23 protein-coding genes and 1 tRNA gene are annotated in these 26,711 nt (G+C 67.0%); 13 read left to right on the plus strand and 11 right to left on the minus strand.

Annotation, left to right across the window (positions count from 1 at the left end; translation table 11 throughout):
- Positions 1-2 precede the first annotated feature (2 nt).
- On the minus strand, positions 3-1,238 hold the full coding sequence (locus tag J0J01_RS15165; RefSeq protein ID WP_296381973.1) for a cytochrome P450: 1,236 nt from the start codon (positions 1,236-1,238) through the stop codon (positions 3-5).
- Positions 1,239-1,247: 9 nt separating this feature from the next.
- Positions 1,248-3,281: a di-heme-cytochrome C peroxidase gene (locus J0J01_RS15170; protein ID WP_296381975.1), complete on the minus strand. Its 2,034-nt coding sequence runs from the start codon at positions 3,279-3,281 to the stop codon at positions 1,248-1,250.
- 71 nt (positions 3,282-3,352) lie between these two features.
- Between J0J01_RS15170 and J0J01_RS15175 the strand changes: the two genes are divergently transcribed.
- The 3 genes from J0J01_RS15175 to rpoD all read left to right on the plus strand — a co-directional run bounded on the left by J0J01_RS15175 (position 3,353) and on the right by rpoD (position 7,859).
- Complete coding sequence (locus J0J01_RS15175) at positions 3,353-3,715, plus strand: TfoX/Sxy family protein (RefSeq protein WP_296381977.1); 363 nt, start codon at positions 3,353-3,355, stop codon at positions 3,713-3,715.
- Between the two features lie 57 nt (positions 3,716-3,772).
- Positions 3,773-5,647, plus strand: coding sequence for a DNA primase (dnaG, locus tag J0J01_RS15180; RefSeq protein ID WP_296381979.1), 1,875 nt, complete (start codon positions 3,773-3,775; stop codon positions 5,645-5,647).
- A 181-nt stretch (positions 5,648-5,828) separates the two neighbouring features.
- Positions 5,829-7,859, plus strand: coding sequence for an RNA polymerase sigma factor RpoD (gene rpoD / locus J0J01_RS15185; protein WP_296381981.1), 2,031 nt, complete (start codon positions 5,829-5,831; stop codon positions 7,857-7,859).
- Positions 7,860-7,921: 62 nt separating this feature from the next.
- On the opposite strand, the gene J0J01_RS15190 is transcribed toward rpoD, so the two are convergent.
- Positions 7,922-8,581 (minus strand): glutathione S-transferase family protein, encoded by a 660-nt coding sequence (locus tag J0J01_RS15190; protein ID WP_296381982.1) that lies wholly within the window; start codon positions 8,579-8,581, stop codon positions 7,922-7,924.
- Between the two features lie 96 nt (positions 8,582-8,677).
- On the opposite strand from J0J01_RS15190, the gene J0J01_RS15195 reads away from it, so the two are divergent.
- Positions 8,678-9,121 carry a MarR family winged helix-turn-helix transcriptional regulator gene (locus J0J01_RS15195; RefSeq protein WP_296381983.1) on the plus strand — a complete coding sequence of 148 codons (444 nt, stop codon included), beginning with the start codon at positions 8,678-8,680 and terminating at the stop codon, positions 9,119-9,121.
- A 70-nt stretch (positions 9,122-9,191) separates the two neighbouring features.
- Here J0J01_RS15195 and J0J01_RS15200 read toward each other — a convergent pair whose 3' ends face one another.
- Both J0J01_RS15200 and J0J01_RS15205 read right to left on the minus strand, forming a co-directional pair.
- Positions 9,192-10,322 (minus strand): LLM class flavin-dependent oxidoreductase, encoded by a 1,131-nt coding sequence (locus J0J01_RS15200; RefSeq protein WP_296381984.1) that lies wholly within the window; start codon positions 10,320-10,322, stop codon positions 9,192-9,194.
- Positions 10,323-10,378: 56 nt separating this feature from the next.
- Positions 10,379-11,482 (minus strand): amidohydrolase family protein, encoded by a 1,104-nt coding sequence (locus tag J0J01_RS15205; RefSeq protein ID WP_296381985.1) that lies wholly within the window; start codon positions 11,480-11,482, stop codon positions 10,379-10,381.
- 154 nt (positions 11,483-11,636) lie between these two features.
- On the opposite strand from J0J01_RS15205, the gene J0J01_RS15210 reads away from it, so the two are divergent.
- Positions 11,637-11,711, plus strand: a tRNA-Thr gene (locus tag J0J01_RS15210).
- 87 nt (positions 11,712-11,798) lie between these two features.
- Here the strand turns inward: J0J01_RS15210 and J0J01_RS15215 are convergent.
- A complete protein-coding gene (locus tag J0J01_RS15215; RefSeq protein WP_296381986.1) occupies positions 11,799-12,422 on the minus strand; it encodes a Type 1 glutamine amidotransferase-like domain-containing protein in 624 nt (207 codons plus the stop codon).
- A gap of 276 nt (positions 12,423-12,698) precedes the next feature.
- On the opposite strand from J0J01_RS15215, the gene J0J01_RS15220 reads away from it, so the two are divergent.
- On the plus strand, positions 12,699-13,025 hold the full coding sequence (locus J0J01_RS15220; protein WP_296381987.1) for a hypothetical protein: 327 nt from the start codon (positions 12,699-12,701) through the stop codon (positions 13,023-13,025).
- Positions 13,026-13,117: 92 nt separating this feature from the next.
- The gene (locus J0J01_RS15225) at positions 13,118-13,495 is read left to right on the plus strand and encodes a hypothetical protein (RefSeq protein WP_296381988.1); all 378 of its coding nucleotides are present in this window, start codon (positions 13,118-13,120) and stop codon (positions 13,493-13,495) included.
- A 346-nt stretch (positions 13,496-13,841) separates the two neighbouring features.
- Here the strand turns inward: J0J01_RS15225 and J0J01_RS15230 are convergent, their stop codons facing one another.
- Positions 13,842-15,179, minus strand: a complete 1,338-nt coding sequence (locus J0J01_RS15230; RefSeq protein WP_296381989.1) for an extracellular solute-binding protein — start codon at positions 15,177-15,179, stop codon at positions 13,842-13,844.
- Between the two features lie 137 nt (positions 15,180-15,316).
- Between J0J01_RS15230 and J0J01_RS15235 the strand changes: the two genes are divergently transcribed.
- Positions 15,317-16,330 (plus strand): hypothetical protein, encoded by a 1,014-nt coding sequence (locus J0J01_RS15235; RefSeq protein ID WP_296381990.1) that lies wholly within the window; start codon positions 15,317-15,319, stop codon positions 16,328-16,330.
- A gap of 20 nt (positions 16,331-16,350) precedes the next feature.
- Complete coding sequence (locus J0J01_RS15240) at positions 16,351-17,403, plus strand: AI-2E family transporter (protein ID WP_296381991.1); 1,053 nt, start codon at positions 16,351-16,353, stop codon at positions 17,401-17,403.
- Here the strand turns inward: J0J01_RS15240 and J0J01_RS15245 are convergent.
- Together J0J01_RS15245 and J0J01_RS15250 are read right to left on the minus strand one after the other, a co-directional pair.
- A complete protein-coding gene (locus J0J01_RS15245) occupies positions 17,400-18,827 on the minus strand; it encodes a hypothetical protein (RefSeq protein WP_296381992.1) in 1,428 nt (475 codons plus the stop codon). The genes J0J01_RS15240 and J0J01_RS15245 overlap by 4 nt on opposite strands.
- A 7-nt stretch (positions 18,828-18,834) precedes the next feature.
- Positions 18,835-19,641: a universal stress protein gene (locus J0J01_RS15250; RefSeq protein WP_296381993.1), complete on the minus strand. Its 807-nt coding sequence runs from the start codon at positions 19,639-19,641 to the stop codon at positions 18,835-18,837.
- A gap of 247 nt (positions 19,642-19,888) precedes the next feature.
- Between J0J01_RS15250 and J0J01_RS15255 the strand changes: the two genes are divergently transcribed.
- Complete coding sequence (locus J0J01_RS15255) at positions 19,889-20,053, plus strand: Flp family type IVb pilin (protein ID WP_296381994.1); 165 nt, start codon at positions 19,889-19,891, stop codon at positions 20,051-20,053.
- 193 nt (positions 20,054-20,246) lie between these two features.
- Here J0J01_RS15255 and J0J01_RS15260 read toward each other — a convergent pair whose 3' ends face one another.
- The gene (locus J0J01_RS15260) at positions 20,247-20,837 is read right to left on the minus strand and encodes a cysteine hydrolase family protein (protein WP_296381995.1); all 591 of its coding nucleotides are present in this window, start codon (positions 20,835-20,837) and stop codon (positions 20,247-20,249) included.
- A gap of 154 nt (positions 20,838-20,991) precedes the next feature.
- Here J0J01_RS15260 and J0J01_RS15265 point away from each other — a divergent pair, with 154 nt between their 5' ends.
- The 3 genes from J0J01_RS15265 (at position 20,992) to J0J01_RS15275 (ending at position 25,334) form a co-directional block, all read left to right on the plus strand.
- Positions 20,992-22,101: an FAD-dependent oxidoreductase gene (locus tag J0J01_RS15265; RefSeq protein ID WP_296381996.1), complete on the plus strand. Its 1,110-nt coding sequence runs from the start codon at positions 20,992-20,994 to the stop codon at positions 22,099-22,101.
- Between the two features lie 3 nt (positions 22,102-22,104).
- Positions 22,105-23,826, plus strand: coding sequence for an IlvD/Edd family dehydratase (locus tag J0J01_RS15270; RefSeq protein ID WP_296381998.1), 1,722 nt, complete (start codon positions 22,105-22,107; stop codon positions 23,824-23,826).
- Positions 23,827-24,260: 434 nt separating this feature from the next.
- On the plus strand, positions 24,261-25,334 hold the full coding sequence (locus J0J01_RS15275) for an OmpA family protein (protein WP_296382000.1): 1,074 nt from the start codon (positions 24,261-24,263) through the stop codon (positions 25,332-25,334).
- Between the two features lie 3 nt (positions 25,335-25,337).
- Here J0J01_RS15275 and J0J01_RS15280 read toward each other — a convergent pair whose 3' ends face one another.
- The gene (locus tag J0J01_RS15280; RefSeq protein WP_296382001.1) at positions 25,338-26,513 is read right to left on the minus strand and encodes an ABC transporter substrate-binding protein; all 1,176 of its coding nucleotides are present in this window, start codon (positions 26,511-26,513) and stop codon (positions 25,338-25,340) included.
- Between the last annotated feature and the right edge of the window lie 198 nt (positions 26,514-26,711).

Here is a 26,711-nt window from a genome sequence, read left to right on the forward strand (position 1 = left end):
CTTCAGGCGGCGGCAGCGTATCGGATGAGGTAGCGCTCCGGGAACGGACCGCCGGCAAAATCGATCGGGCCGGCCGGGCGCACGCCGGGAATCTGCAGGATCCGCCGGACGATCTCCGGTACCTGGATGCGGCTGATCTGGTCGCCCAGACAGGTATGCATTCCGTAGCCGAGATGCATGTAGACGGACGGCGGCCGGTCGATGGCGAAGCTCGAGGCGGCATCGAGCTGGCGCCCGTCGCGCATCGCCGACCGCGTCGACACCAGCACCGTGCTTCCGGCCTTGATCGTCGCGGCCCGCAGCGTCCCCTTGGCGATCCGGTAGTCGGCGACGCAATGGCGCACGACGAACGGATTGATCGGGTTGAAGCGCAGGGCCTCCCAGCAATAGCGATACATCAGGCTGTCGTCGTTGCCGTTTGCCGCGGCAATCGCCTCGGCGAGGACCTTGGGCCTTTTGAACAGCTGATCGAGAATCTGCACGATCGCCTGGGACGTCGTTTCGACGCCGCCGACCAGCGTGCCCATCATGTTGGCGATGATGCGCTCGTCGTCGAAGCCGATGGCCGACGCGAAATGGCTCTCGAGCAGACGGCTGAAGATGTCGTCCAGCTTCTCGCCGGCCGCCAGTTGGGCGCGTCGGCGCGGCAGCAGCTCGGTCAGATAGGCGCGCATCTCGTGACCGGCGTCGATGTTGTCATGGTGGACCTTCGCGTCGCCGTCGAGATTGTGGAACATGTCGTACTGGGTGGCGCGCGACCACCGGAACATCGCGGCGGCATCGGGCCCGGGAAAGCCGATATATTCGCCGGTCAGCTTGACCGGCACGCCGCGCGACAGCGTGCGGACGACCTCGATCTCGTTCTGGGTGTAGAGCGCCTTCTCGACCGCTTCGTTCGCCAGCCGCCTCACCATCTGGCGAATCTCCGGCAGATCCTCCATGCGCATGTAGGCGCGCATGATGCCCTTGTCGCGCTGGTTGATCTCGGTGCAGTCGCGTCCGAGCATGTAGGGCCCGACCGACGGATCGATCATCGGCGCATAGGTGACGTTGAAGATCTCGGGCCGGCTGAGCGCTTCCAGGACGTCCGGGAATCGCGTGATGAAGACCGGTCCGGTGGCGCCGAGAACGAGGTTCGGCCGCGTGTTGCGGATGATCGCGAACAGCAGGTCCGGGTGATTCGCGATCATCCAGCCCAGGAGCCTCGCCACGAGTCCCTTCGAGTTGCCCTGCGCCATGGCCGCTTCCTATATGGTTTTGAGGAATTCGATGATGGCGTTCCGTTCATCGGGCGATAGCGCCGGCCCGATCACGCCGCTGCCTTTGCTGTTGGAGAATTCGTGGCCGGTATTGCGATTGCCCGGCGTCGAGGTATCGAGAATGAAATAGCCCTGGTCGTCGTAGGTCTGGCCTCGCGGCTCGACGGCTCGGGTGGCGAGGCCGACCCGGACCGGGTCGAAGCGCGGATCGCCGAGCAGGAACGCCTTCGGGCGCTCCGCGACCGGGCTGAGCAGGTCGTACAGGGTCGGCACCGAGCCGTTGTGCAGGAACGGCGCGGTCGCCCACACGCCGTCCAGCGGCCGCGCCTTGTAGCCGCCGCCGGCCTGAAGGCAGTTCGGCCGATCCCCCTCGAGCGCGATCCGCTCGCCCGGGGTCGCGGGCGAGCCGCGAAACCACTCGTCGATGCTCATTTGAACCACGGCGCCCAAGGCCTTCGCATATGACAGCATCGCGCTATCCTTGATGCGCACCGTCTCCAGGCCGTTTCGGCCTACCAGGCAGATGTCGGCATTGAGGCCGAGACCGGGGCTGTAGGCGCCGGACCGCGCGAGCGGCGTGCCGGCGGTATCGACCTGCCGGTTGGCAAGGATGTCGCCCTGGGCCGGGTCGGTTCCGATCTCTTTTTGCGCGATGATCTTGAGGTCGAGATAGGCGTTCGCCGTTTCCTTCTGGACGTCGTTCTCGAGCCAGCGGATGGTCTTGAAATAGGTCCAGAATGCGGCGTCCGGGGCCTTGCCCTGGGCGATCTCGCGGGTGAGCGCCGGGCGATGGCATCCGCTGCAATGCTTCTCGTACAGGGCGGCGCCGGCGGCGGCCTTGGCCGCATCGATCGCCGGGAAGTCCTTGGGCCAGCCTGGCGCGACCAGACCGACGAAGGCCTTGCCCAGAGCCGGCGGCGTGGTTCCGGCGAGCTGCTTCTCGATCCAGTGCAGGTTGTCGAACGGGATGCTGCTGGCGAACTGCCCCGCCTTCGGCGCCGCGTTGAAGATCACATTGGCGCTGACGCCCATCGCCTCGCCGGCATTGCGCGTCAGCGGCTGCATGATCGAGCCGTCGTACTGCACCCAGTCGAACCACGACGCGGTCCAGATATGGGGATAGTTCACCGGCGCGTTGATGTCGGCGTAATTGCCGTATCGCTTGGTATCCAGCGCAAAGACCTGGTTGCCGATGCGGTTCAGGGCATCGAGCCGCGTGAACCCTTCGGTGACGGCGATGCCGTTCGGTTGGGCGGCGACGGTCTTGAGGACGGCGTCGAGCTCCTGCGCCAGCTGGTTGCGGGTGATGTCGCTGTACTCCGCCTTGAGCACGGCCCGGGCGAACCGGTCGAAACGACCGTCGAAGAGAGGGATCTTCTCCGACAAGGCGGTCTGACCGAGGGCGGCGCCGAGGGCCGCCGTGAGCTGGCCCAGATCGGTTGCCGCCGGCCCGCCATCGATGACGTAGCGCTTGCCGCCGAACACCACCTGTCCGGTATGGCAGGCGGCACAGGTCAGGCCGACGGCCGTTTCCTTTCGGGAAAGGCCGTCGATGGTCTGGTACGGCGACACGGCGAAGCCGACCGGCAAGCCGTATGGATTGTGTTGGCTCGGCTCGGCGCTGATGAAGCCGAACCGCAGCAGATACCGGTTGTCGACGAAGCGGCCCCGCTTGCCGAACAGGATCGCGAACGGCGAGTCGAGCGGCTCCTCAAGGGCCAGCAGCCAGGGCAACGGGATGGGCAGCGTGCGTGTGCCCTGCGATTCGAAATGGAATCGCGCAGCCTGATCCACCGTCCAGTTCTGATCGCCCGACCAGACCTGGGCGGTCACCGGAAGCTCCGGCGGCAGGCGCGGCGGCGTCAGCAGCTCCACGACCGCGCCCACTCGCGGGCCGGTCAGGAAGCCCGTCAGCAACACCAGAACAACGATGACCAGCGCGATCCGGGCGCGCCGCCATGATTGACGACGCACTGCTTCAGCGAGTGTCGACACAGGGCCCCCGGCGCTATCGAATACCAACCGCGACTTTCAGGCACGGTAGCGTGTATAACCTATAACATTGAAAACCCATAAGGGTGGGATTTGTCCACATGCCCTACGACACCAAGGCCGCCGACGGCATCCGCGCCCTGCTGAGCGACCGAATCTTCGTCGAGCGCAAGATGATGGGCGGCATCGTGTTCATGGTGAACGGCCACATGTGCGTCACGGCGAGCGGCCGCGGCGGCATCCTGGTGCGCGTCGGGCCCGAGGCACAGGCACGCGTCGCGAAGGAGCCGCACGTGCAGCCCATGAAGATGGCCGGCCGGACCATGAACGGTTTCGTGCGGGTGATGCCAGAGGGTTACCGGACGGCCGCGAGCTTGCGAAAATGGGTCGAGCGCGGCCTCGACCACGTCGCCACGCTGCCGGCCAAGCCGGCGAAGCGGAAGCCTGCGCGGGACAAGCGTTAGCGGTTATCCCCGTGACCCCCTCTCACGCGCTTGAGGGGAGATGTTTACACTTGGACGATGGCCTTCCCCCCGGGCTTCCTCGACGAACTGCGCGCGCGCATCAGCCTGAGCGACGTCGTCGGCCGCAAGGTCGCGCTCAAGCGGCGGTCGGGGGCGGAGTATGCCGGCCTCTGCCCGTTCCATAACGAGAAGACGCCCTCCTTCACGGTCAACGACAAGAAAGGCTTCTTCCACTGCTTCGGCTGCGGCGAGCACGGCGACGCGGTCGGCTTCGTGATGAAGACCGAGGGCCTCTCCTTCCCCGAATCGGTCGAGAAGCTCGCGCGCGAGGTCAACCTGCCGGTGCCGCGCGCCACGCCGCAGGAACGCGAGCGGGCCGAACGCGCCTCCACCCTGCAGGAAGTGGTCGAGCAGGCGGCACGCTGGTTCCAGAAGCAGCTGCGCCTGCCGGTCGGCCGCCACGGCCTCGACTATCTGCGCGGCCGCGGCCTCAGCGACCAGACGATCGACGACTTTCGCCTGGGCTTCGCGCCCGATTCGCGCGACGGGTTGCTGGCAGCGCTGAAGCGCGAGGGCGCCACCATCGAGAAGCTGGTGGAGGCCGGCCTCGTCATCCAGCCCGACGATCGCGGCCGCGAGCCCTACGACCGCTTCCGCGGCCGGGTGACGTTCACCATCAACGACCGCCGCGGCCGCGCCATCGCCTTCGGCGGCCGCGTCATGGGCCAGGGCGAGCCCAAGTACCTGAACTCGCCCGAGACGCCGCTCTTCCACAAGGGCGCCAACCTCTATTGCCTCGACCGCGCCCGGGTCGCCGCGACCAAGGACCAGCCGGTGATCGTGGCCGAGGGCTACATGGACGTCATCGCGCTGCACGGCGCGGGCTTCACCGGCGCGGTGGCGCCGCTCGGCACGGCGCTGACCGAGGGCCAACTCGGCGAGATGTGGAAGCTCGCCGACGAGCCCTTCCTCTGCTTCGACGGCGACAATGCCGGCCGCCGCGCCGCCCAGCGCGCCGCCGAGCGCGCCCTGCCTCTGCTGCGGCCGGGCAAGAGCCTGCGCTTCGTCAGCCTGCCGGCCGGCGACGACCCCGACAGCCTGATCCGCGCCCGCGGGCCCGACGCCATCCACCGGGTGCTCCAGCTCGCCCGCCCCCTGGCCGACGTCCTCTGGGACATGGAGACCGACGGCAAGCCGGCCGACACGCCCGAGCGCCGCGCCAGCATCCGCACCGCGCTGATGGCCAAGGCGGCCGAGATCGGCGACGGGACGGTTCGGAGCGCCTATCGCGACGAGTTCACCCAGCGCTTCGACAAGGCCTTCGGCCGCCGACCGCCGGCCTCCGGCGGCCGCTGGCAGGGCAACCGCCGCCCGTTTCGCGGCATGGGGCTCGAGCCGCCCGCCCCCTTCGCCCCGGGCACGGCCGCCCGGATGGCCGGGTCCGACCTCGACAGCTCCCGGTCCGAGCGGGTCCTGCTGGGTGCCCTGATCGACCGGCCGCCCCTGCTCCACGTCGTGGCCGACGAGCTGCGGCATCTGGAAATCGAGAACCCCGAGCTGCGGCGGCTGGAAAGCGCCCTGCTCGATTTCCTGGCCGAGGCCCCCTCGATCGACCCTGCGGCAGAAGAGGCTCTGGGCGGAGAGCCCCTTGAAGAACGGCTGCTCGCGGAGCATCTGCAGCGCTGCGGGCTCGACCGGGTCGCCCAGATGGCGCGGGTCAAGGCCCGGGAATTGTTTCGCGAGAAGGAGAATGAGGCCTGGATCGACCGCTGGCGGCGGATTGCCGGCCATTTGGTCAAAAGAAAGGCAGCCGCGGCCCAGCTGAGCGAAGCGAAGCAGGCCTTTGCCGCCGACGGGAGCGAAGAAAACCTGCGCGACCTCGAAGCCGCCCTCCGGCAGCACAAGGAAGTGGCGGCCTCGGAAACCGGATAGCCGGTCTGCGCATTTTCCTCCCGTAAACCCTATCGCCGCTTGAACTTATTGACCATATAGTAGAGGGGTACGCTGGTGGGTCCGCCCCCCACATTCCCTTCTTGCAGCCTCTCCACGGCCCAGCCGGGCCGCGAGAGGGATTTTGCCGTAGACCCGTTCGTCGCAGTCCCAAGGAAAAGAAATGGCGACAAAGACCGCAACCGTCTCTCAGACCGACGCCAACGAAGCCCGCGAGGAGGGCCCGGACGCGCCGCTTCTCGACACCCTGGGCGCCGAGCTGAAGAAGCTCGTGCAGAAGGGCAAGGAGCGCGGCTACGTCACCTATGACGAGTTGAACTCCGCCTTGCCGCCCGACGAGGTGTCCTCCGAGCAGATCGAGGACACGATGGCGATGCTCTCGGAAGCCGGCGTCAACGTTGTCGAGGCCGAGGAGCAGGAAGAGGCTCCCGCCCCGAACCCGGCCGAACCGGCCAAGACCGCCGTGGTCGCCGCCGAGGCGACCGGCGAGGACGAGGAGCTCGGCCGCACCGACGACCCCGTGCGCATGTACCTGCGCGAGATGGGCTCGGTCGAGCTGCTCTCCCGCGAAGGCGAGATCGAGATCGCCAAGCGCATCGAGGCCGGCCAGGACAAGATGATCGGCGGCATCTGCGAGAGCCCGATGACCATCACCGCGCTGCTGGCGTGGCGTGATGCGATCAACGAAGGCCGCATGCTGCTGCGCGACGTGATCGACCTCGAGGCGACGCAGGGCGGTGGCGCGCCCGGCGAGGGCAAGGGTGCTCCTCCGGCCGCCGAAGGCGGCGTGCCGGCCCCGGCGATCCCGCGTCCGGCGATGCCCAAGCCGCCGGTGATCCGCGTGGCGCCGCAGCCCAACGGCGAGGCCACCGCGGAGGGCGGCGCGCCGGGCGAAGCCGGGGCCGAGGACGACGACGAGAACGCGCTGTCGCTGTCGGCTCTGGAAGAGAAGCTGAAGCCCGAGGTGCTGCGCACCCTCACCAAGATCCACAAGGTCTATGCCGAGATGGCGAAGGTGCAGAACCGTCGCCTGTCGACCTTGAGCCGCGGCCAGAAGCCGTCGGCGGAGTTCGAGAAGAGCTACGAGAAGCACCGCAAGAAGATCGTCGAGCTGGTGCGCACGGTGCACATCAACGCCGGCCGCATCGAGCAGCTCAAGCTGTCGCTCTACGACCTGAACCGCAAGCTGATGATGCTCGAGGGCAAGCTGCTGCGGCTGGCCGAGGGCTTCCGCATCCCGCGCCAGGACTTCCTCGACAACTACCTGACCCACGAGATCGACCCCAACTGGCTCGACAAGGTCGGCAAGCTCTCGGGCAAGGGCTGGAAGGACTTCGCCAAGAAGCGGGCGACCGACGTCGAGAAGGTGCGCGCCGAGATCAAGGCGATCTCCGACCTCGCCGGCGCGCCGATCTTCGAGTTCCGCCGCATGTGCAAGACCGTGCAGGACGGCGAGCGCGAGATGATGCGGGCGAAGAAGGAGATGATCGAGGCCAACCTGCGCCTCGTGATCTCGATCGCCAAGAAGTACACCAACCGCGGCCTGCAGTTCCTGGACCTCATCCAGGAGGGCAACATCGGCCTGATGAAGGCGGTCGACAAGTTCGAGTACCGCCGCGGCTACAAGTTCTCGACCTACGCGACGTGGTGGATCCGGCAGGCGATCACCCGCTCGATCGCCGACCAGGCGCGCACCATCCGCATCCCGGTGCACATGATCGAGACGATCAACAAGCTGGTCCGCACCAGCCGCCAGATGCTGCACGAGATCGGCCGCGAGCCGCAGCCCGAGGAGCTGGCCGAGAAGCTCGGCATGCCGCTGGAGAAGGTGCGCAAGGTGCTGAAGATCGCCAAGGAGCCGATCTCCCTCGAGACGCCGATCGGCGACGAGGAAGATTCGCATCTCGGCGACTTCATCGAGGACAAGAATGCGGTCATCCCGCTCGAGGCCGCGATCCAGGGCAACCTGCGCGAAAGCACGACACGGGTGCTGGCGACGCTGACGCCGCGCGAGGAGCGCGTGCTGCGCATGCGCTTCGGCATCGGCATGAACACCGACCACACCCTCGAGGAGGTCGGCCAGCAGTTCTCGGTCACCCGCGAGCGCATCCGCCAGATCGAGGCCAAGGCGCTGCGCAAGCTGAAGCACCCCAGCCGTTCGCGGATGCTGCGCAGCTTCCTCGACCAGGGCTGAGCGGACACACGATCAGACAAAGGGGCCGGTTCGACCATTGGGTCTGACCGGCCCTTTTCTTTTCAGGCGGCCGGCATCAGGTGCGCGAGATGCGAAGATTGCCGGCGCAGGAACGCTTCCAGTCGCGCCTCGTAGTCGGGCACTACGGCGCCCCGCACCGAAGGCCGCGCCGCCAGCGCCCGACGCCAGGCCCTCACCTTGGCGAGGCCGTCAAAGGTCCCGAGCGCGACCAACCGGTCGAACAGGTCGAAATAGCGGAACACCGGCGCGAACACCGCATCGACCAGGCTGAACGCCGCGCCGGCGAAGTACGGCCCCTCGCCCAGCTCCGCCTCCAGCCGCTCGAACTTGGTCCGCAGCGCCTGTCGCCTGGCCTCGAACGCGGCAGCGTCCGGCGTCGTCTCGATCGTCCAGATGTCGGCCAGGATCGAGGAGCCGAACTCCATCCAGGCGCGATGCCGCGCACGGGTGAGCGGGTCGGCAGGGTGGAGCGGAGGCGCCTGCGTGTCCTCGAGGTACTCGACGATCGGCGCGCTCTCGAACAGCACCGTGTCGCCGACCTGCAGCAGCGGCACCTTGCCGAGCGGCGACAGCGCCTTGAACCAGTCCGGCCGGTCGGCGAGGTCGACGGTGCGGCGCTCGAACGGCACCTCCTTCTCGATCAGCGCGATCGCGGCGCGCTGCACGTAGGGGCAGAGATCGAAGGAGACGAGGGTCAGCATGGGAGGCTCCACAGATAGATGCAATTGCATTCATCTGGTCGTCCGAAGCGGCGAAGTCAAGATTGATGCAAGTGCATCTATTGGTAAGATCCCACCATGTCCGACCGCCCCTCCGAAGCCGCCGTCCGCGCCTGGGCCCGCCTGGAGCGCGCCCATCGCGCTGCCGTCGGCACCGTCGAGGCGCGGCTGGCCGGGGCCGGCCTGCCCGACCTCGCCTGGTACGACGTGCTGCTCGAGCTGGAGCGCGCCGGCACGGGCGGCCTGCGCTCCTTCCAGCTCCAGGCCGCGCTCCTGTTCCAGCAGTACAACCTGTCCCGCCTGGTCGACCGCATGACCGAGGCCGGCCATGTCGCCAAGGCGCCGAGCCCCGACGACGGGCGGGGCTTGGTGCTGACCATCACCCGTTCGGGCCGCGCCCTGAGGCGCAAGATGTGGCCGGTCTACGCCCTTGCGATCGAGGAAGCGGTCGGCCGCCATTTTACCGATGCCGAGGCGCGCACTTTCGGCGACCTGCTGGGCCGACTCCATCCGTCCGGCTAAATGCGCGCACGGGGGTGTTGTTGCAGCAGGCATATTCCGTTCGGCTGATTCCAGCCGAACGGAATATGCTTTAGACGAACCTTGGCATCACCTTGGTCGCCATCAGCTCGAGCGACGTCAGGATCTGCCGGCGATCGTGCAGACCCTGCGGGATCAGCAGCACGACCTCGTCCTGGTCGGGCAGCAGCCGCTTCACCTCGTCGAGGCGGCGGCTGATCGTGTCGGGCGAGCCGATCAGCAGTTCCGGCACGCCCTGCCCGAACGGCGTCGCCCAGCTGTTCCAGAACCACATCATGTCCTTGGCCCATTCCCGGGCCTCGGCATCCGTCGGCGCGCAGACGAAGATGCCGCCCCACGCCGCCTGCTGGCCGTTCTTGATCGTGCGGCCGTGCTTCTCGGCCTCCACGGTGTAGCCGCGACAGAGCTGACCGTAGAAGTCGAGGTTGTCGGTCAGCACGATCGGCTTGCCGCCGTACTTGGCCCAGAACAGCGCCGTGCGCATCGAGGCGGCGAAGCCGCCATAGAGCGGCGGATGCGGCGTCTGCAGCGGACGCGGCGCGATGCCGATCTCGTTGACCCGCATGTCCGGCGCCACGCCCTGGCCGTACTTCACATAGACCGGGTGCTCGTGCGGATTGACCATGCCCTCGGGCGGGAAGCTCCAGTACTTGCCGCGATGGCTGAAGGTCTCGCTCGACAGGGCCTTGACCACGATGTCGACGAACTCGCCGAAATACTCGCGGTTCGCCACGTCGGCCGGCTGGTCCTTGTTCCACGGCCCGACCGCATTGAGCTCGCCGCGGATCTTGAAGTTCTCGACCCAGCGCGCCTGGTAGCCGCGCACCAGGCCGACGCCGAAGCGGCCGCCCAGCATGTGGTCCATGGTGGCGATGTCCTCGGCGACGCGCAGCGGATTGTGCGTGGTCGAGACGAAGCCGCAGGTGATGACGCGCAGCCGCTTGCTGTGCCTGCCGAGCCACATCGACATCAGCTTGGGATCGTTGGAGATCTCGAAGCCTTCGATCTGCAGGTGATGCTCGGGATGGCCGAAGCCGAAATAGCCGGCATCGTCGGCGAAGCGCACGTACTCGGCGATCTCGTCCAGCATGCGCTGGTAGAGCTCGGGCTTGCGGCCGGCCATGCCGGCCTCGAGCTCCGCCCGCCGTCCGACCGTGCAGTACATGAACAGGCTGAAGCGCATGCGAAAGCCTCATTCTCCTGCCGGACCGCGGGCCTCCGGCCCGCGGTCCGGCAAGACTATGCCGCGAGCTTGTACAGCTCCTTCACGTTGTCCCTCAGGATCCGCTTCCTCAGCACCGGATCGAGATGCCCGGTCTGCTCCTTGATCACGTCCTGGCTCCATGGCCAGGTCGAATCGCTGTGCGGGAAGTCGTTGGCCCACATCAGCTGGTTCGGTCCCAACCGGTCGGCGAACTGGAACGCCGTCCAGTCGTCCTGGAAGGTGAGCGAGATGTTGTCGCGGAAATACTCCGACGGCAGGCGGGCGAGCTCCTTGCCCTTCATCCAGTAGCGATGGCGCTTGTAGGCGTGGTCCATGCGGTAGGCGAAGTGCGGCGCCCAGCCGGCGTCGGCCTCGACGCACACCACCTTGAGCTTCGGGTGCCGCTCGAACACGCCGGAGAAGACCAGCATGCCCATGATGTCCTGGCAGCCGCGGATGATGGCAAGGAAACCGTTGATCTTGGGGCCGCGCGGCTTGCTGAGCTGGTTGTCGCCGCTCGAGGTCAGGATGTGCCAACTGAGCGGCAGGTCGAGCGCGACGGCGGCTTCCCAGAACGGATCGTAGGCCGGGTCGTCGTAGTCCTTCTCGGCCGGGTTGCCCGGCATCATCACGCCCTTGAAGCCCATCGCCTTGATGCGCTCGAGGTCGGCGACGCCCTCCTGGACCGAGCGCATCGCGGTCTGGCCCATGCCGACCAGCCGGTCGGGGTCGAGGCTGCAATACTGCTGGAGCCAGCGATTGTAGGCGTCGAAGCAGGCCTTCTTGTAGTCGAAGTCGGGATGATTGCAGATCATCATGCCGACGGTCGGATAGATGATCTCGGCGGCCACCCCGTCCTTGTCCTGGTCGGCCAGCCGGCCCTTGGGGTCCCAGCCGCTGCGGTGCAGATCCTCGAATTTCGCGCCGCCCATGCGCAGATCCTTGGGCGGAATGCCGGCGGCGGCGACCAGGCCCATCGGCACCGGTGAGCGCATGCCCTCGACGACGAAGGTGTCGCCCAGCCCCTCCTTGTTCACGATCCGCGGCGCACGCTCGCGGAACGCGGGGTCGATGTTGTCGACGTAGCAGTTCGGCGGCTCGGTGATGTGCGAATCGGCCGAAATCGGGCGCCAGTCCATTCGTTCCTCCAGCCTGTTTTGCGCAATGGTAAGGTGCGGCGAAGCGCGGCGGCAAGCCGCCGAATGCCCGCGATTTCGGCCGGCGGCAGCGGTTGAACCGCCGGTCCCCCTGTGGCATACCCCCGGCCGCGCTCGGTTTGGGCGCCCAAGCGTCGCTGCCGTAGCTCAGTGGTAGAGCACTCCCTTGGTAAGGGAGAGGTCGACAGTTCAATCCTGTCCGGCAGCACCATTCCCTGCAAGCGTCAGAGCGGACCAGCCATGGGAGCATCCTCAAACAGGCTGCCGCTTCTGTTTTCCACTGTCGACAATTGGCGCTCTAAGAGCTCTCGACTATGTGCACGTCGCCATCCTTGAGGGGTAGGTATGCAAGGCCATGCGATTTACAAAAGTCGATCTCCTTGTCGATGTCGGCAGCTTCGGGATGATCCGAGTTCCAGTGGGGCATCAGGGCGAAATCGATAATCGAAAGGCCGTCCCAAATGACTTCCGAAAGCGCACGATAGGGCGTCTCTGGTTTGTCCACGACAGCGTAGGCCCTCAAGCTGGGCGCCAGAACGCATCCAGCAGCACTGTAACCGGCATAGAGAAATCCGGCGTCCTTGCGCTTCTCCAAAAGAAGTTCGTCCAGTCCGCTCAAGCGCATCGCTTGACGCAATACGAATACGTTTCCTCCACTCACGAAGATCGCGCCGAGTTCGTCGATCTTCCGCCGCAGATCGTCTTTCCTGCCGAAATAGTCTCGCAAATCAACCTCAGTGACTTCGAATGAAAGAAGCTTGAGGCTCTCGATGTCCGATTGGACATGCAGCGCGCGCTTTTCCTTGTTCACATTGGTGAAATCAAGCGCATTGGCGATGTACCCAATGGTTCCTTTCGAAGCCATCCGCTTCAGTTGGCTCGCCATGCTTCCGAGCTTGTACGAGGAGAGGTAAAGCTTCATCCAAAATCCTCGAGCGGAAGTAGGCTCCAAGGCAGCGGCTGCACCGTTGGAATGCAACTGCCTCACCGCAATCTCCCCAGGCTCGCTCCCACAAGATGCCGAACACGCCGTCCCTGCTCAAGCCATTGGGAGGCGGGGCGCGAACAGCTCGGTCAGCCACGCCGTCGATGCGCTGGCTCTGCAATCGACCGCATCTGCTCTGATGGGCATTTTGCCTTTCAATCCAACGCCCCCCGCCGCAAGATCGCCCAACGGGGAGAATCCAGGAGGCTTGCAATGACAAGAGCTTTCTCGCTTCTCACAGCAGCGTTGCTTGGCGTCTCGGTGGTCGGCGTAACGGGGGCAGGCGCACAGACCGCGTCCTCGGGTTCCAAGTGTGGCCCGGAAGTCTTCTCGCAGGACAAGATGGCCTACGTCGCGGTGCCGTGTAGCGGCGAGACGCCCGGCGCAACGACCGCGCCGGCGGCGGGGCAGTCGGCGCAGGGGTCCACCGGCTGCAAGCCCGAAGGCTGGTCGACCGACAAGATGACCTACACCAGCGCGCCGTGCGCCGCCGGTACGACGTACGAGAATCCCGGCTGGAAGGGACCCAAGCCGCAATAGCAATGAGGAACGCGCCGCCGCACGACCTGCGGCGGCGCCACTTTTCGGACTCTATGTCGGCCGGGCCGGCTCTGGCATAGTCATGGCACCGGATGCCGATCCACTGGACTATCTCGAAGCCGACCAAGCTCGTGGTCGCCGTCTGCAAGGGGACGCTGACGCGCAAGGACATCGAGGGCTATCTCGATGCCGTCGTTGTCGCGGACGTGATGTCCTATCGAAAGATCTTCGATACCACCCACGCCGAGGGGGACCTGTCCGACGACGACATGATGGCGCTCGGCGCCCGCATCCGTGCTTATGCGACGACCGGTGAAATGGGTCCGCTGGCGATCGTCGCCTCGACGCCGCAGAACTTCGAGCGCGCGCATCTGTTCTCCGCGCTCGCCGAGGCGCGGCGGCCGATCAAGATCTTCCAGGAGCTGCACGAGGCGCGGCAGTGGCTGGACGCCGAAGCGCCCGCCGACTGATGGACGGCAGCTTTGCTGCCGGAAGAGCTGTGGATAAGCCAGCGCAGACGCGTCCAATTATGGACAATGGAACGCGATTCGGCCCCTGATTTCCGGGGCGAAAAATCGCGGCCATTGCCCAAAATAGGAATCTGGCGCGCGTTGCTGCAGTGTGGCGTGCATGACGATGCCCGCCCTTTGCCCGAACCGTCCGTTCCCGAAAAACATGCAAGTCGGAGAGGGAGTGTGCGGAATTCCGGGACTGAATGACCCTGGATGCCGATACCATCGGCATCCAGGCCGTCCCATCCCTGGGACGGTTTGGGACGGGGGTGGGTTGAGCGTGTCGACCTGCGCGGTCCTCGTCTCAGTTGCGCATGAAGCCTTCGATCTCGCTCTCCGCCCAGGCCAGCGTCTTCTCCAGCGGCTCGCCGCGGAAGTAGCGCACCGCCATCTGGGTCTGCGTCGCCTGGGTGTAGATGCGCTCGGCGATGCCGTGCGGCGCCGGCGCGCCGGCGACCGACAGGATCTGGTGATTGTGGGGGTTCGGGTAGTGGTAGAGCGTGCCCTTGGGCGGGCCCTCCTCCTGCCACACCTTGAAGGTGGTGAAGTTCTCGAACGACGGCAGGTCGTAGCCGCCCGACGCCACCACCATCGATTCCACGACATCGCGCGTCGACAGGTGCCGGATCAGGCTCTTGGCCGCCGAGGCGTTCTTGCTGAAGTTCCAGGTGCTCCAGAAGTAGGGCACGAACGGCGCGAAGCGGCCCTTCGGGCCGGCCGCGAAACCGTGCGTCCAGCAAAGCTCCGCGACCTTCGGCGCGTCGCGCTTGGCGACCGCCCAGGCGCTCGGCGGGTTCATGATCATCGAGGCCTGGCCGGAGACCAGGAACTTGTTGTTCGAGGCGTCGTCCCACGCCGCCACGTCGGGCGGCAGGAACGCCATCAGCTTCTTGTAGAACTCGAGCGCCTGGCGCACCGCGTCGGTCTTGACCGTGGCGTCGCCCTTCTCGTTGACCAGCATGGCGCCGAAGCCGTGGAAGATCGCGCCGGCGGTGTCGACGTTGTCGGCCGTCGTGCCGAGCCCGATGCCGAACGGATGGCCGCCCTTGTGGCAGGCCTCGGCCGCCTTCAGGAAGGCGTCGAACGTCCAGGCGTCGGCCTTGGGCGGCGCGCCGTTGGGGTACATCGCCTGCACGTCGATGCCGGCGTACTGCTTCATGTAGTCGATGCGCGAGCACGGGCCCTTGATCTGGCTGCCGACCGTCGCCGGCACGCCGACCCACTTGCCCTTGATCCTGCCGAGATACTCGACCGTCGGATTGACCTTGCCGTTCTCCCTGATCAGGTCGGCCATGACGTCGTCCATCGACACCAGCATCTCGGCGTAGCGCGACGGCAGCCAGGTCGACAGCGCCAGGATGTCGTGGCCCGACTTGGCCTGCGATTCAGCGGCGCCGGTCAGCAGCAGCTTGTTGCCCTGGCTGGTGATGAAGTCGATCTGGACCTCGACCTTCTCCTTCTCGGCCCACGCCCGCACGGCCTTCTCCGTGGCGGCGTTGGCGCCCGGTACCCAGTGATCCCAGAAGCCCATCGACAGCTTGCCGGCGGCATAGGCCCCGCGCACGAACGGCGCGGCGACCATCGCGGTGGCCATGGCAGATCCGGCCATCAGGCGCCGGCGCGAAATCTTGTTCAAAACCATGCTGATCCAACTCCCTGTAGTGAGGACTCTCGACCGGAGCCTTGGTTCGCAGGCTATGCAGGGATCGGCTGCACTCGCAATGAGTTTCGCCAATCGGTAAACAAGCGTTAACCATTTGCCCGCTAGGCTGGTGGATCATGAGGCTGACTGTCTGCGCGCTGGCGCTCCCCCTGCTGCTCGCCCCGCTCGGTCCCGCGCTGGGCTGGGGCGCGACCGGCCATGAGCTCGTGAGCGGTGTCGCCGCCGAGTCCCTGCCCGACGAAATCCCGGCTTTCGTGCGCACGCCGGAGGGGATTGAGGAGATCGCGGTGCTGGGCCGCGAGCTCGACCGCTCCAAGGGCTCGGGCGATAGCCACGACAAGGAGCGCGACCCCGCCCACTTCGTCGGCCTCGACGATCGGGGGCTGGTGATGGGCGTGATGGCGCTCGAGGCGATCCCGGCGACGCGCGAGGCCTACGACAGCGCGCTGCGTGCCGGGTCGACGTTCACGCAATACAGCGCAGGCTACCTGCCGCTCGCCATCGTCGACGGCTGGCAGCAGCTGGCGAAGGACTTCGCCTACTGGCGCGCCGCGTCGGTCGGCGCACGCACCGCAGCCGATCCGGCCGAGCGTGCGTGGTTCGAGTTGGACCGGCAGCGGCGCGAGCGCCTGGTGATCCGCGACCTCGGCGTGTGGAGCCACTACATCGGCGATGCCAACCAGCCCCTGCATGTGTCGACCCACTTCGACGGCTGGGGCCCGTTCGACAATCCGCGCGGCTTCTCGACTCGGCGCGGCCTGCACGCGCAGTTCGAGGGCGCGTTCGTGAAGACCAACGTGCGGCGCGAGGCGGTGACGGCGGCGATGGCGCCCTATCGCGCCTGCACTTGCTCGGTGCAGGACCGCGCCCGCACCCTGATGCTCGCCAGCCACGCCGCCGTGGTGCCGTTCTACGAGCTCGAGCAGAAAGGCGCCTTCGTCGACGGCAACCCGGAGGGCATCGCCTTCGCCACCGGGCGGCTCGCCGATTCGGCGTCGGTGCTGCGCGATATGGTCGTCGATGCCTGGCGGGCCAGCGCCGACATCGGTGTCGGCTATCCGATGATCCCGGTGCGCGACATCGAGGCCGGGCGGCACGTGCTCAGCCGCGACGATTTCGGCCGCGACTGAGGCTGGCCTATAGTGACGCCATGACTCTGCAGCGCGCCGCCTTGTGGGCCATCGTCATCGCCGCGACGATGTACCTGCTCGTGGCCGGCCGCGGCCTGCTGCTGCCGCTCGTGCTGGGCCTCACCCTCTGGTACATGGTCGATTCGCTGGCCGACGCGCTCGAGACGCCGCGCTTCGGGCTGCGCCTGCCGCGGCCGCTGGCGCTGCTGGCGGCGTTCCTGGTGATGGGCGGGCTGGTCTGGATCCTCGGCCGCACCATCGGCCACAACGTCACCGCCGTCGCCGCTGCCGCGCCGGCCTACGAAGTCCGCCTGCAGAAGCTGATCGACAGCGGCGCGTCGCTGGTCGGCGTCGAGCACGCGCCGACCCTGGGCGAGCTGTTCGACCGTATCAGCCTGTCGGATACGCTGGCCGGCGTCGCCGCCGCCGCGGCGTCGGTGGTGAGCGTCGCCGGGATCGTGCTGATCTATGCCGGCTTCCTGTTCGTCGAGCAGGTCCAGTTCCGCCGCAAGCTCACGATCCTGCTCGGCAGCGGCCCGCACCAGGCACGCGTGCGCTCGGTGCTGGCGCAGATCGACCACGACATCCGCGTCTATGTCCGCATCAAGACCACGCTCGCCACCGCGATCTCGGCGATCTCCTACCTGGTGATGGCCTGGGTCGGCGTCGACTTCGCGGGCTTCTGGGCGGTGATGGTTTTCTTCTTCTACTACATCCCGACCGTCGGCTCGATCCTGGCGATCGCCGCGCCGGCGCTGCTGACGCTGGTGCAGTTCGACCACCTGACGCCGTTCCTGATCGTGCTGCTCGTGATCGGCGCGATCCAGATCGTGACGGCCAACGTGATCGAGCCGGCGATCATGGGCCGTTCGCTCAACCTCTCGCCGCTGGTGGTGATCGTGTCGCTGATGGTGTGGGGCACGATCTGGGGTGTGGTCGGCATGTTCCTGTGCGTGCCGATCATGGTGGTGCTGCTGATCGTGTTCGCCCACTTCGAGACGACGCGGCCGGTGGCGGTGCTGCTGTCGGCCGACGGCCGCATCCCCGAGCCCGTGGTGCGCGGCGCCGATTAGGGCCCCGCGGACGGATCGGCCTGCAGCACCAGCATGTTGTCCTCGCGGGTGATGCGCAGGAACGGCAGGCCGCTCGGGAGCGGGTCGCTCGAGATCGGGTCGTCGAAGGTGCGCACGACCTCGCCGAACAGCCGGATATAGAGCTTGCGCTCGACCGCCTCCGGCTCGAGCGGCAGGCGCAGCGTCTCGTTCCAGTCGAGCGCGCGCACGCCGCTTTGCACCGACTTCTCCTGTGTCTGGTCGCGCGCCAGCGTCGCCTCGAAGCGGCCGATGGTGGCGGTGCGCGCGCCCGCGGTCACCGGCTTGGCGCTGACGATCAGACAGACTTGCTCCGGCTTCTCGTCCTGGGCGAATTCCACCGTGCCGCCATTCAAGGTGGGATCGCTCTCGTCGCCCAGCCAGCCCAGCCGCTCGACGATCACGACGCGGCGGTCCTTCTTGTCGAAGCGCCAGCCCTCCGGCGGATTGAAGCAGCGGCGCAGCGAGCGCGTCTCGCCGGCGGCCGCCCGCACCATGATCTCGGGCGACAGCAGCGTGTTGGATTCGGGGACCGTCCAGCGCAGCTGCTGGTCGAGCGCCACCGAGCCCGGCCGGTCCGGCAGCACGAGGAACGGCACGTCGAAGGTGACCAGCCGGCCGCCGCTGCGCAGCGCCAGCAGCCCGATCGACAGGCCGGTGCGGTTGGCGTCGGTCGCGAAGGCGCGGCGCGGCACGGAGAAACGCAGCCGCTCGGGCGCGACCGTCGCCTCGCCGCGCCAGCCGCCGATACTCAAGCTGGCCGGCCCGTCGCCGGCGAGCCGCAGCCCGGCGATCTCGATCTCGACCGCCGGATCCTCGCCGGCTGCTTCGACGAACTCGGGCGCGTAGCGCACCGTGCTCGGGATCTCCTTGTCGGCGTGTGGCGGCGCAGCCGTCGGCAGATGCAGCTCGGCATCGTCGGGCGGCACCGGCGGGTCTTGCGGCACCAGCGCCAGCTCGCCGCCGTTGCGGCGCGGCGGCACGGCTCGCGGCGAAACCTGCAGCACCAGCGGCCCGTGGTCGTCGGCCAGCGCGTCGAGCGCCTTGGCTGCCCGATCGGCGGCCTGCCGGGCCCGTGCGCGCGCGCCGTCGCCGGGATATGCCAGGGCTTCCTTCAAGGTGTCGTTCAGCGACAGCAGAGCGGTGAACGCCTCGCGGCGCGGCGGCGACAGTGCGTCGAGGGCGCGGCCTGCCGCCCCTTCGCGGGCCGACAGCGCATCGGTCAGGAAGCCCGCGATCCGCAGCGGCTGGAAGAGCGTGAGCCGCGCCGCGCCGTCGGCGCGCGCCTGCAGGGCGCTGCGCTCGCTGCGCAGCTGCACCAGGCGCTCGTCGGTTGCGGGCTCGCCGGCAAATGCCGGGAAGGCGATTGCCAGCAGCGCCGCCAGCAGGGCGAGAAGGCGGCGCACGGTACGATCAGTAGGAGAACAGCACCGGCATCGGTGAATGCAGGATCAGGTGCCGCGTCATGCCGCCGAAGATCATCTGGCGCAGCCGGCTCTGGGTGTAGGCGCCTTTGACGATCAGATCGCAGCCGCCGGCGATCGCGGTATCGACGATCGTCTGCCCCGCCGTGCGCGTGCCCGGCTTGACGTGCTGGCTGGTGACGTTGAGGCCGTGGCTGCGCAGCGAATCGGCGATCTCCGCCGAGCTCGGCCCCGGCACCATCGCGCCGTCGACGCTCAGCACGTCGATCGACTCGGCGCGGCCCATCACCGGCATGGCGAGCGAGATCGCACGCGCGCTTTCGGTCGAGCCGTTCCAGGCGAACAGCACCTTCTTGCCGACCGTGCCCGAGAAGCGCGGCGGCACCACCAGCACCGGCCGACCCGAATCGAACAGCGCGGTCTCGAACACGCTCTCCGGCATCTTCGGCAACGCGCCGGGTTGCGGCATCACGATCAGGTCGTAGGCGCGGCCGATGATGCCGATCGCCGTCGGACCGCTGTCGTCGGCCGCGCGCCATTCGGCGGTGAGGCCCGACGCCCGCATCTCGAAGGCCTGCTTGACCGCGGCGACCCGCTGGCGCTCCTCGGCGTCCTCGGCCAGGCCGCCGCCGATCGGCGCACCCATGCCGGCATCGGCCCAGGCCATGCTCATCACGCCGTACGACGGCGGCTCAAGTCCCACCAGCCTGGCGCCGAACGACTTGGCGAGCTTGGCCGCCAGATCGAACGCAGACGGATCCTCTGCCGTCCAGGCCATTGTCAGAATTGACTTCATGACATGCCTCTCCCTGTTTTGCGCCACGATAACACAAGGGCCCCAGCATGATGCACATGATACAATCAGTCTGTTGTATCAAGCAGTGTATTCAATACGTTAGGGCCACTGACTCAGCTTATTGTTGAGGCTGGGCATATTTCATGAGCCCAGCGTCTCCGTCAGGTCCTCCGCCTCGGCCCCAGAACTCAGGCGGCACGGCCTCGCAAAGGCGCAGGTCAAAAGGCCTATTCTTTTGGAGATACCCATGCTGTCCATTTTCCGCCGTCTGATGCAGTCCGAGAAGGGCGCCACCGCCATCGAGTATACGCTGATCGCCTCGCTGATCGCCGTCGCCGCCATCGTCGCCATGGGCTCGGTCGGCACCAAGGTCAACGGCGTGCTCAGCAACGTCGCGAGCACCATGCAGTAGTCGACCGGACGGTCGAGAAAGGGGCGGCCTAGGAACGGGCCGCCCATTCTGTTTGTTCCAACGGCAGCGACAAAATTTACGAACGATACTGGCACCCCATGCTGATCAAATACAGTTCGTTGGCCCTGCTGATCGCCCTGGCTGCCGTTACCATCATCGCCGACTTGCCGAACCCGTACCCTTAGTCGCTCGACTAGGCGATCGACGCCGCCTTCGGCACGATCCAGGCGAAGCGATCCGACAGCGCCGCCAGGGTGATGCGGTTGAGCGAGGCCGCGTCGACCGTGCCGTTGCCCGTGGCATCCGGCAGGTCGCGCGTCGCCACCGTGTCGGCCGCCACCGTGCTCATGAAGCCGTGGTCGGTCGCCGAGCGCACCGTCGCCGATACGCACATGTGGGTCATGAAGCCGCCGACGATCAGGTTCTTGCGACCGGTCGCGCCGAGATGCTTGGCAAGCTCGGTGCCGGTGAAGGCGTTCGGCAGGCCCTTGTCGACGATCACCTCGCCCGCGCGCGGCGTCAGCGGCTTGACGATCTCGTAGCCCGTCGACTCGGGATTGAAGGCCTTGCCCTTGCTGGCATGGCGAACGTGAACGATCGGAGCGCCGGCGGCGCGCGCCTTCTCCAGCAGCGCGGCCAGCTGCTCGATCGCCGGCGCCACGCCGGCGAGCGGCAGCAGCCCATCCGTGTACTCGCGCTGGGCATCGATGATCAACAGCACGCCATCCTTCATCGTCGCCGGCGCCGGCGCCACTCCCGACATCTGCAGCATGGTCATCGCCATGGTTCCTACCCCTACTCCCAAACGGTTGTGAAACGCTCGGCGGCATCAACGCCGAAGATTTGACTTTTGGCAAGTCTCGGCCCCAGTGCGCAATCAAACCTGCAGCGACGCGGCAGCTTGACGCGCACACTGCAGTCAATGAGTGTCCGCGCCGATGAAAGTCATAGTAATCGGCGCCGGCGTCATGGGTCTGAGCACCGCGTGGGGACTCGCGCGCAACGGCCATCACGTCGAAATCTTCGAGCAGGCGGCGCTGCCCAATCCGCAGGCCTCGTCGATGGACGAGCATCGTCTGATCCGCCATCCCTACGGCGATCACGCGGGCTACGCGCGGATGATCGATCCGGCGTTTGCCGCCTGGGACCTGCTCTGGAGCGATCTCGGCCGCAAATTGTACGCCGCCACCGGTACGCTCGCCCTGACCGGCAACGGCGCCGACTGGGCCGAGCGCTCGGCGCTGACCCTGGCCGCGATCGGCCGGCCGATGACAGAACTCACCCTCTCTGAACTGCGGCGACGCTTCCCGCAGCTGAATGCCGGCGGCGTCGAGCGTGCCTTCTGGCTCGACACCGGCGGTGTGCTGTTCGCACAGGACATCGTGACGGCACTGGCGCGCTATCTTGCGAACCAGTCGCACGTTCGGCTTCGCGCAGATATGCAAATCCGCACGGTCGATCTCGACCTCGGCCGCGTCACCGCCAACGACGGCACGGTGCATGAAGCCGACATGGTGGTCGTCGCGGCCGGCGCCTGGGTCGGCCGGCTGCTGCCGATGGGCCAGCGCCTGCTGCCGTCGCGCCAGATCGTCATCTATTTCCGCCTGCCGGAGGATCAGCGCGCGGTCTGGGCCAAGGGGCCGATGATCATCGAGAAGACCGGCGACGTCGGGCTCTACTTCGTGCCGCCGATGGAAGGCCGCGGCTTCAAGGTCGGCGACCACGAGTTCAGCCGCACGGGCGATCCCGATGGCGGCCGCGAGGCGCGCGAGGAGGAGATCGCCCCTCTGATCGAGCGTTGCCGCGGCCTGTTCAAGGGTTTCGACTCGTGGACCACCGACCGCCTCAAGGTCTGCTTCTATACGGTGACCGACGACGAGCGCTTCGTGGTCGAGAAGACCGGCGCGAAAGGCTGGGTGATGTCGCCCTGCTCGGGCCACGGCTTCAAGTTCGGCGCGCTGATGGGCCTCGAGCTGGCGCGCACCATTGCATCCAATCGCGACCCCCTCCAGCATGCGCGCTGGGCGGCGGGCCTTGAAGGTGAGTAGGACATGACCGACGACAAGAAGACCCCGAAGGGCATGCGCCAGGGCCTTGCCACTTACGGCGACGCTGGCTTCTCGCTGTTCCTGCGCAAGGCGTTCCTCAAGGCCGGCGGCTACACCGACGACGCGCTCGACCGGCCGATCGTCGGCATCACCAACACCTTCAGCGACTACAATCCCTGCCATGGCAACGTGCCCGACCTGATCGAGGCGGTGAAGCGCGGCGTGATGCTGGCCGGCGCCATGCCGATGGTGTTCCCAACCGTGTCGATCCACGAGAGCTTCTCGCACCCGACCTCGATGTTCCTGCGCAACCTGATGGCGATGGACACCGAGGAGATGGTGCGCGCCCAGCCGATGGACTCGGTCGTGCTGATCGGCGGCTGCGACAAGACCCTGCCGGCACAGCTCATGGCCGCCGCCAGCGTCGACCGTCCCGCGGTCGTGCTGCCGGTCGGGCCGATGCTGGTCGGCCATTTCAAAGGCGAGGTGCTGGGTGCCTGCACCGACTGCCGCCGCCTGTGGGGCCAGTTCCGCGCCGGCACCTTCTCCCAGGAAGACATCGACAAGGTGAGCGAGCGGCTGGCGCCGACCAAGGGCACCTGCATGGTGATGGGCACCGCCAGCACCATGGGCTGCATCGTCGAGACGCTCGGCATGGGCCTGCCGACCTCGGGCTCGATCCCCGCCACCCACTCCGACCGCCTGCGCGTCGCCGAGGCGACCGGCAAGCTCGCCGCCGAGCTCGCGGTCAAGGGCGGCCCCAAGCCCAGCGAGATCATGACCGAGGCGGCATTCAGGAACGCGCTGACCGTGCTGCAGGCGATCGGCGGCTCGACCAACGCGCTGGTCCATCTCACCGCCGTCGCGCGGCGGCTCGGCATCCAGATCGAGCTGGACGAGTTCGACGCGATCGGCCGCAAGGTGCCGGTGCTGGTCGACCTCAAGCCGTCGGGCGACCACTACATGGAGCACTTCCATTGGGCCGGCGGCAATTCGCGCCTGATGAAAGAGATCCGCTCGCACCTCGACGAGAGCTGCACGACCGTTTCGGGCAAGACCCTGAAGGACGTGATCGACGACGCCGAGATGGTGCCGGGCCAGACGGTGATCCGCACGCCCGAGAATCCGATCAAGCCGACCGGCGGCATGGCGGTGCTGCGCGGCAACCTCGCACCGCGCGGCGCGGTGATCAAGCACGCCGCGGCAACGCCGGCGCTGATGACCCACACCGGCCGCGCCGTGGTGTTCGATTCGCTGGAGGATCTCGCGGCGCGCGGCGACGATCCCAACCTCGACGTCAAGGCCGACGACATCCTGGTGCTGCGCAACGCGGGGCCCAAGGGCGCGCCCGGCATGCCCGAGGCCGGCTCCTTCCCGATCCCGATGAAGCTCGCGCGCGCCGGCGTGAAGGACATGATCCGCATCTCCGACGCGCGCATGAGCGGCACGGCGTTCGGCACCATCGTGCTGCACGTGTCGCCTGAATCGGCCGTCGGCGGACCGCTGGCCCTGGTCAAGACCGGCGATCGCATCGCTCTCGACGTACCGAACCGCAAGCTCGAGCTGCTGGTGCCGCTCGAGGAGCTGGAGACGCGCAAGAAGGCGTGGACCCCGCCGCCGGCGCATCCCGGCAGCGACCGCGGCTACACCGGACTGTTCCACCGGACCGTGTTGCAGGCCGATGAAGGCGTCGACTTCGACTTCCTCGGGCCGGCGAAAAAATAAAGGCAAGGCGTCCGACGGACGCTTTCTCGGCTTTCTCACGGCTTGAGAACGCGTCCGGATGCGATGGCATCGGCATCCGTCGGCCCTTTTCTCAATTCTCGTCGCATCTCCATCCCGCGCCACGCCAAGGCAACGAGGGGGCGCATCACGCCGGCCGGTTCGAGCGTTGCGAAAAACTTGCGACCTCATCGAAGGATTCTATCAACGATTCTCGCGGAAACCTACTTTGGGCATTGGCCGCGATTTTTCTCGCGGAATCTCACGGGTCGAAGTCCATTCCATTGCCCAGAATGTCATCGAGCTGACGAAGGGACCGGATGGCAGATGTGCGCGCATAAAGTGCGCCCGATTTCGGTGGATCGTGATATTCTGTAGCCAGCATCCGTCAACAAGCGGATGACGCCTTCGACCTTGGACTTTGGGGGGAGAACTCCGTGATCAGGAAAGCAGTAGTAGTGGCGGCCGCCTTCGCGGCGATGCCAGTCGCGTCGCAAGCCCAGTCCCTGCAGTATCCGGGCTTCTACGTCGGCGCCCTGGGCGGACTGAACTGGCTGCTCAACAACTCCTATCCCGTCAATACCAGCGCCCCTGGCGTCACCGCAAATCCGACGGCCAACGCTAGCTACAGCACCGGCTGGGCAGCCGGTGGCATGATTGGCTACGACTTCCTTGGCCCCAGGGTCGAGATTGAGGGCATGTATCGCCAGAACCAGGGCACGATCAACGTCCCCACCACCGGCACGACCGCCGGCGTCGACTTCTACCAAGTCTCGGCGATGGCCAACCTGCTGTACGACTTCAACGCCGGCGGCGTGATCGTTCCCTACATCGGTGCCGGCGCCGGCGTAGCCTTCGTCAACACCCGGTCCGGGGGCAGCTGGGCCGAAAGCACCCAGTTCGCCTATCAGGCGATCGTTGGCGTTGGCTACAACTTCGACTCGATGTTCCGCTTCAACCTGGAAGGCCGCTTCTACGGCACGACCAACCCGACCTTCAACCAGACGGTCAACATCGGCGGCGTGGCGTTCAACACCACCACCAGCCCGCAGAACTACAACGTCAGCCTGATCGCGAGCGTGCAGGTCAAGTTCGGCGCACCGGCTGCGGCACCGCCGCCGCCGCCGTCGGAAGTGAAGACGACCTCGTTCATGGTGTTCTTCGACTGGGACCGCTCGAACCTGTCGGCCCAGGCGCTGAACACGATCAAGCAGGCGGCCAACGCCTTCAAGACCACGGGTAACGCCCGCATCACCGCGACCGGCCATGCCGACCGCTCGGGCCCGGAGAACTACAACATGGCGCTGTCGCTGCGCCGTGCCAACGCGGTCAAGGATGCCCTGGTGCGCAACGGCGTGCCGGCGACGGCGATCTCGGTGGTCGGCAAGGGCGAGAGCCAGCCGCTGGTCCCGACCGCCGACGGCGTGCGCGACATGTCTCATGGGACCGCGGACCTCCAGGTCCGCTCATGCGCTCCTATGAGCGGACCTGGAGGTCCGCGGTCCGAATGAGCTCTACCGGGCGACCGAAGCTGCGGTGCAGCCCGACTTCGGGGCGACCGCGCCGAGGGCCTGCACCTGCAGGAGTTGCGGCCCCCGGGTCTTCGCCAGGAACATGTCGAGCGTGGCGTGGTGGTCCCTGCCGATGGTCACCGGCCCGGCCGGCGAGTCGAAGGTCACGCCTTCGAGCGCGTCGATCAGCGCCTCCTTGTCGACCTTGCCCGCCTTCTCGAGCGCCGCCTTGATCGCGAACAGCGCGTTGTAGTGCGCCTCGACATAGTTGGAGATCGCCTTGTCCGGCCCCGCCTTGGCGCGCGCCCGCGCGGTGAAAGCCTTGGCCTTGGGATCCTCGCTCGACACCACGAACGGCACGGCGGCGTGGATGTTGTCGACCTTGCCGCCGAACGCCTTGAGGTCGGCCTCGGTCAGGCCGAGGAAGGCAACGGTCGTGTTCCTGAAGACTCCGCGCTCGGACGCGTAAGGGATGAACTGCATGCCGTCGCCCTTCAGCGCATAGAGCAGGATCTTGGCCTTGCTGGCGACAACGCGGTCGGCCAACGACGCGAAATCCTTCTCCGCCCCCAGCGTGTACTGCTTGTCGACCACCTTGCCGCCCAGCCGGGCGATCACCGGCCCGGCGGCGTCGAACATGCGGTGCGGCCAGTCGCGGTCAGCGCCGAGCAGGAAATAGTCGCCGCCGAAGGTCTTCGTCATGTAGGGCAGCAGCGAGTCGAGCTCCTGGTTGGGCACCGTGTTGAGCGCGAACATGTAGCGGCTGCACTTGCCGCCTTCGTAGTTGGTGGCATAGAGCAACGGCGTCCGCCGCTCCGCCAACACCGGCACGATGGCGTCGAGGTTCTGCGAGGTGATCGGCCCGACCACAGCCAGCACACCGTCCTCCTCGACCGCCTTGCGCGCCGCTTCGCTCGCGATGTTCGGCCGCGTACCGTCATCGCGGAAAACGACGGCGACCGGCCGGCCGAGGATGCCGCCGGCGGCATTGATGTCGGCCATCGCCAGCTCGAGACCGAGCCGCCCCTGCCCGCCATAGAGCTCGACGCCGCCCGAGAACGGCAGCACCGCGCCGATCTTGATCGGTTCGACGGCCGCGACCTCGACCGGCGCGAACGCCGCCAGGATCGCCCCGGCCAACACACCGACGACCCCTTGCTTCACGCTTCTGCAAGCCATGACACCCCCCACCGCGACGCAACCCAGGCCGGCACGCTAACACGATGATCGGCCGCGGTTTTCCCGCTTAACCCGATCTTGATCATTTCTTGACGTCCATCAAGCCGCGACGTCGCGCACACTCGGTTCGTGGATCGGGCAGGTCGACGATCGACGGCGGGGTGCGATGACGGGTGGGGCGTTGTCGAGACGCTTGGG

Source organism: Reyranella sp. (assembly GCF_017305915.1).
In the GTDB taxonomy this organism is placed as follows: Bacteria; Pseudomonadota; Alphaproteobacteria; order Reyranellales; family Reyranellaceae; genus Reyranella.

Excerpts from the sequence above, each read along its gene's own strand:
- J0J01_RS15255 (WP_296381994.1), top strand. The coding sequence starts at position 19,889 with ATGCTGTCCATTTTCCGCCGTCTGATGCAGTCCGAGAAGGGCGCCACC.
- J0J01_RS15235 (WP_296381990.1), top strand. The coding sequence starts at position 15,317 with ATGAGGCTGACTGTCTGCGCGCTGGCGCTCCCCCTGCTGCTCGCCCCG.
- dnaG (WP_296381979.1), top strand. The coding sequence starts at position 3,773 with ATGGCCTTCCCCCCGGGCTTCCTCGACGAACTGCGCGCGCGCATCAGC.
- J0J01_RS15230 (WP_296381989.1), bottom strand. The coding sequence starts at position 15,179 with ATGGTTTTGAACAAGATTTCGCGCCGGCGCCTGATGGCCGGATCTGCC.
- J0J01_RS15195 (WP_296381983.1), top strand. The coding sequence starts at position 8,678 with ATGTCCGACCGCCCCTCCGAAGCCGCCGTCCGCGCCTGGGCCCGCCTG.
- J0J01_RS15215 (WP_296381986.1), bottom strand. The coding sequence starts at position 12,422 with ATGAAGCTTTACCTCTCCTCGTACAAGCTCGGAAGCATGGCGAGCCAA.
- J0J01_RS15165 (WP_296381973.1), bottom strand. The coding sequence starts at position 1,238 with ATGGCGCAGGGCAACTCGAAGGGACTCGTGGCGAGGCTCCTGGGCTGG.
- J0J01_RS15205 (WP_296381985.1), bottom strand. The coding sequence starts at position 11,482 with ATGGACTGGCGCCCGATTTCGGCCGATTCGCACATCACCGAGCCGCCG.
- J0J01_RS15260 (WP_296381995.1), bottom strand. The coding sequence starts at position 20,837 with ATGGCGATGACCATGCTGCAGATGTCGGGAGTGGCGCCGGCGCCGGCG.
- J0J01_RS15190 (WP_296381982.1), bottom strand. The coding sequence starts at position 8,581 with ATGCTGACCCTCGTCTCCTTCGATCTCTGCCCCTACGTGCAGCGCGCC.
- J0J01_RS15220 (WP_296381987.1), top strand. The coding sequence starts at position 12,699 with ATGACAAGAGCTTTCTCGCTTCTCACAGCAGCGTTGCTTGGCGTCTCG.
- J0J01_RS15175 (WP_296381977.1), top strand. The coding sequence starts at position 3,353 with ATGCCCTACGACACCAAGGCCGCCGACGGCATCCGCGCCCTGCTGAGC.
- J0J01_RS15250 (WP_296381993.1), bottom strand. The coding sequence starts at position 19,641 with ATGAAGTCAATTCTGACAATGGCCTGGACGGCAGAGGATCCGTCTGCG.
- J0J01_RS15265 (WP_296381996.1), top strand. The coding sequence starts at position 20,992 with ATGAAAGTCATAGTAATCGGCGCCGGCGTCATGGGTCTGAGCACCGCG.
- J0J01_RS15280 (WP_296382001.1), bottom strand. The coding sequence starts at position 26,513 with ATGGCTTGCAGAAGCGTGAAGCAAGGGGTCGTCGGTGTGTTGGCCGGG.
- J0J01_RS15240 (WP_296381991.1), top strand. The coding sequence starts at position 16,351 with ATGACTCTGCAGCGCGCCGCCTTGTGGGCCATCGTCATCGCCGCGACG.
- J0J01_RS15270 (WP_296381998.1), top strand. The coding sequence starts at position 22,105 with ATGACCGACGACAAGAAGACCCCGAAGGGCATGCGCCAGGGCCTTGCC.
- rpoD (WP_296381981.1), top strand. The coding sequence starts at position 5,829 with ATGGCGACAAAGACCGCAACCGTCTCTCAGACCGACGCCAACGAAGCC.
- J0J01_RS15200 (WP_296381984.1), bottom strand. The coding sequence starts at position 10,322 with ATGCGCTTCAGCCTGTTCATGTACTGCACGGTCGGACGGCGGGCGGAG.
- J0J01_RS15225 (WP_296381988.1), top strand. The coding sequence starts at position 13,118 with ATGCCGATCCACTGGACTATCTCGAAGCCGACCAAGCTCGTGGTCGCC.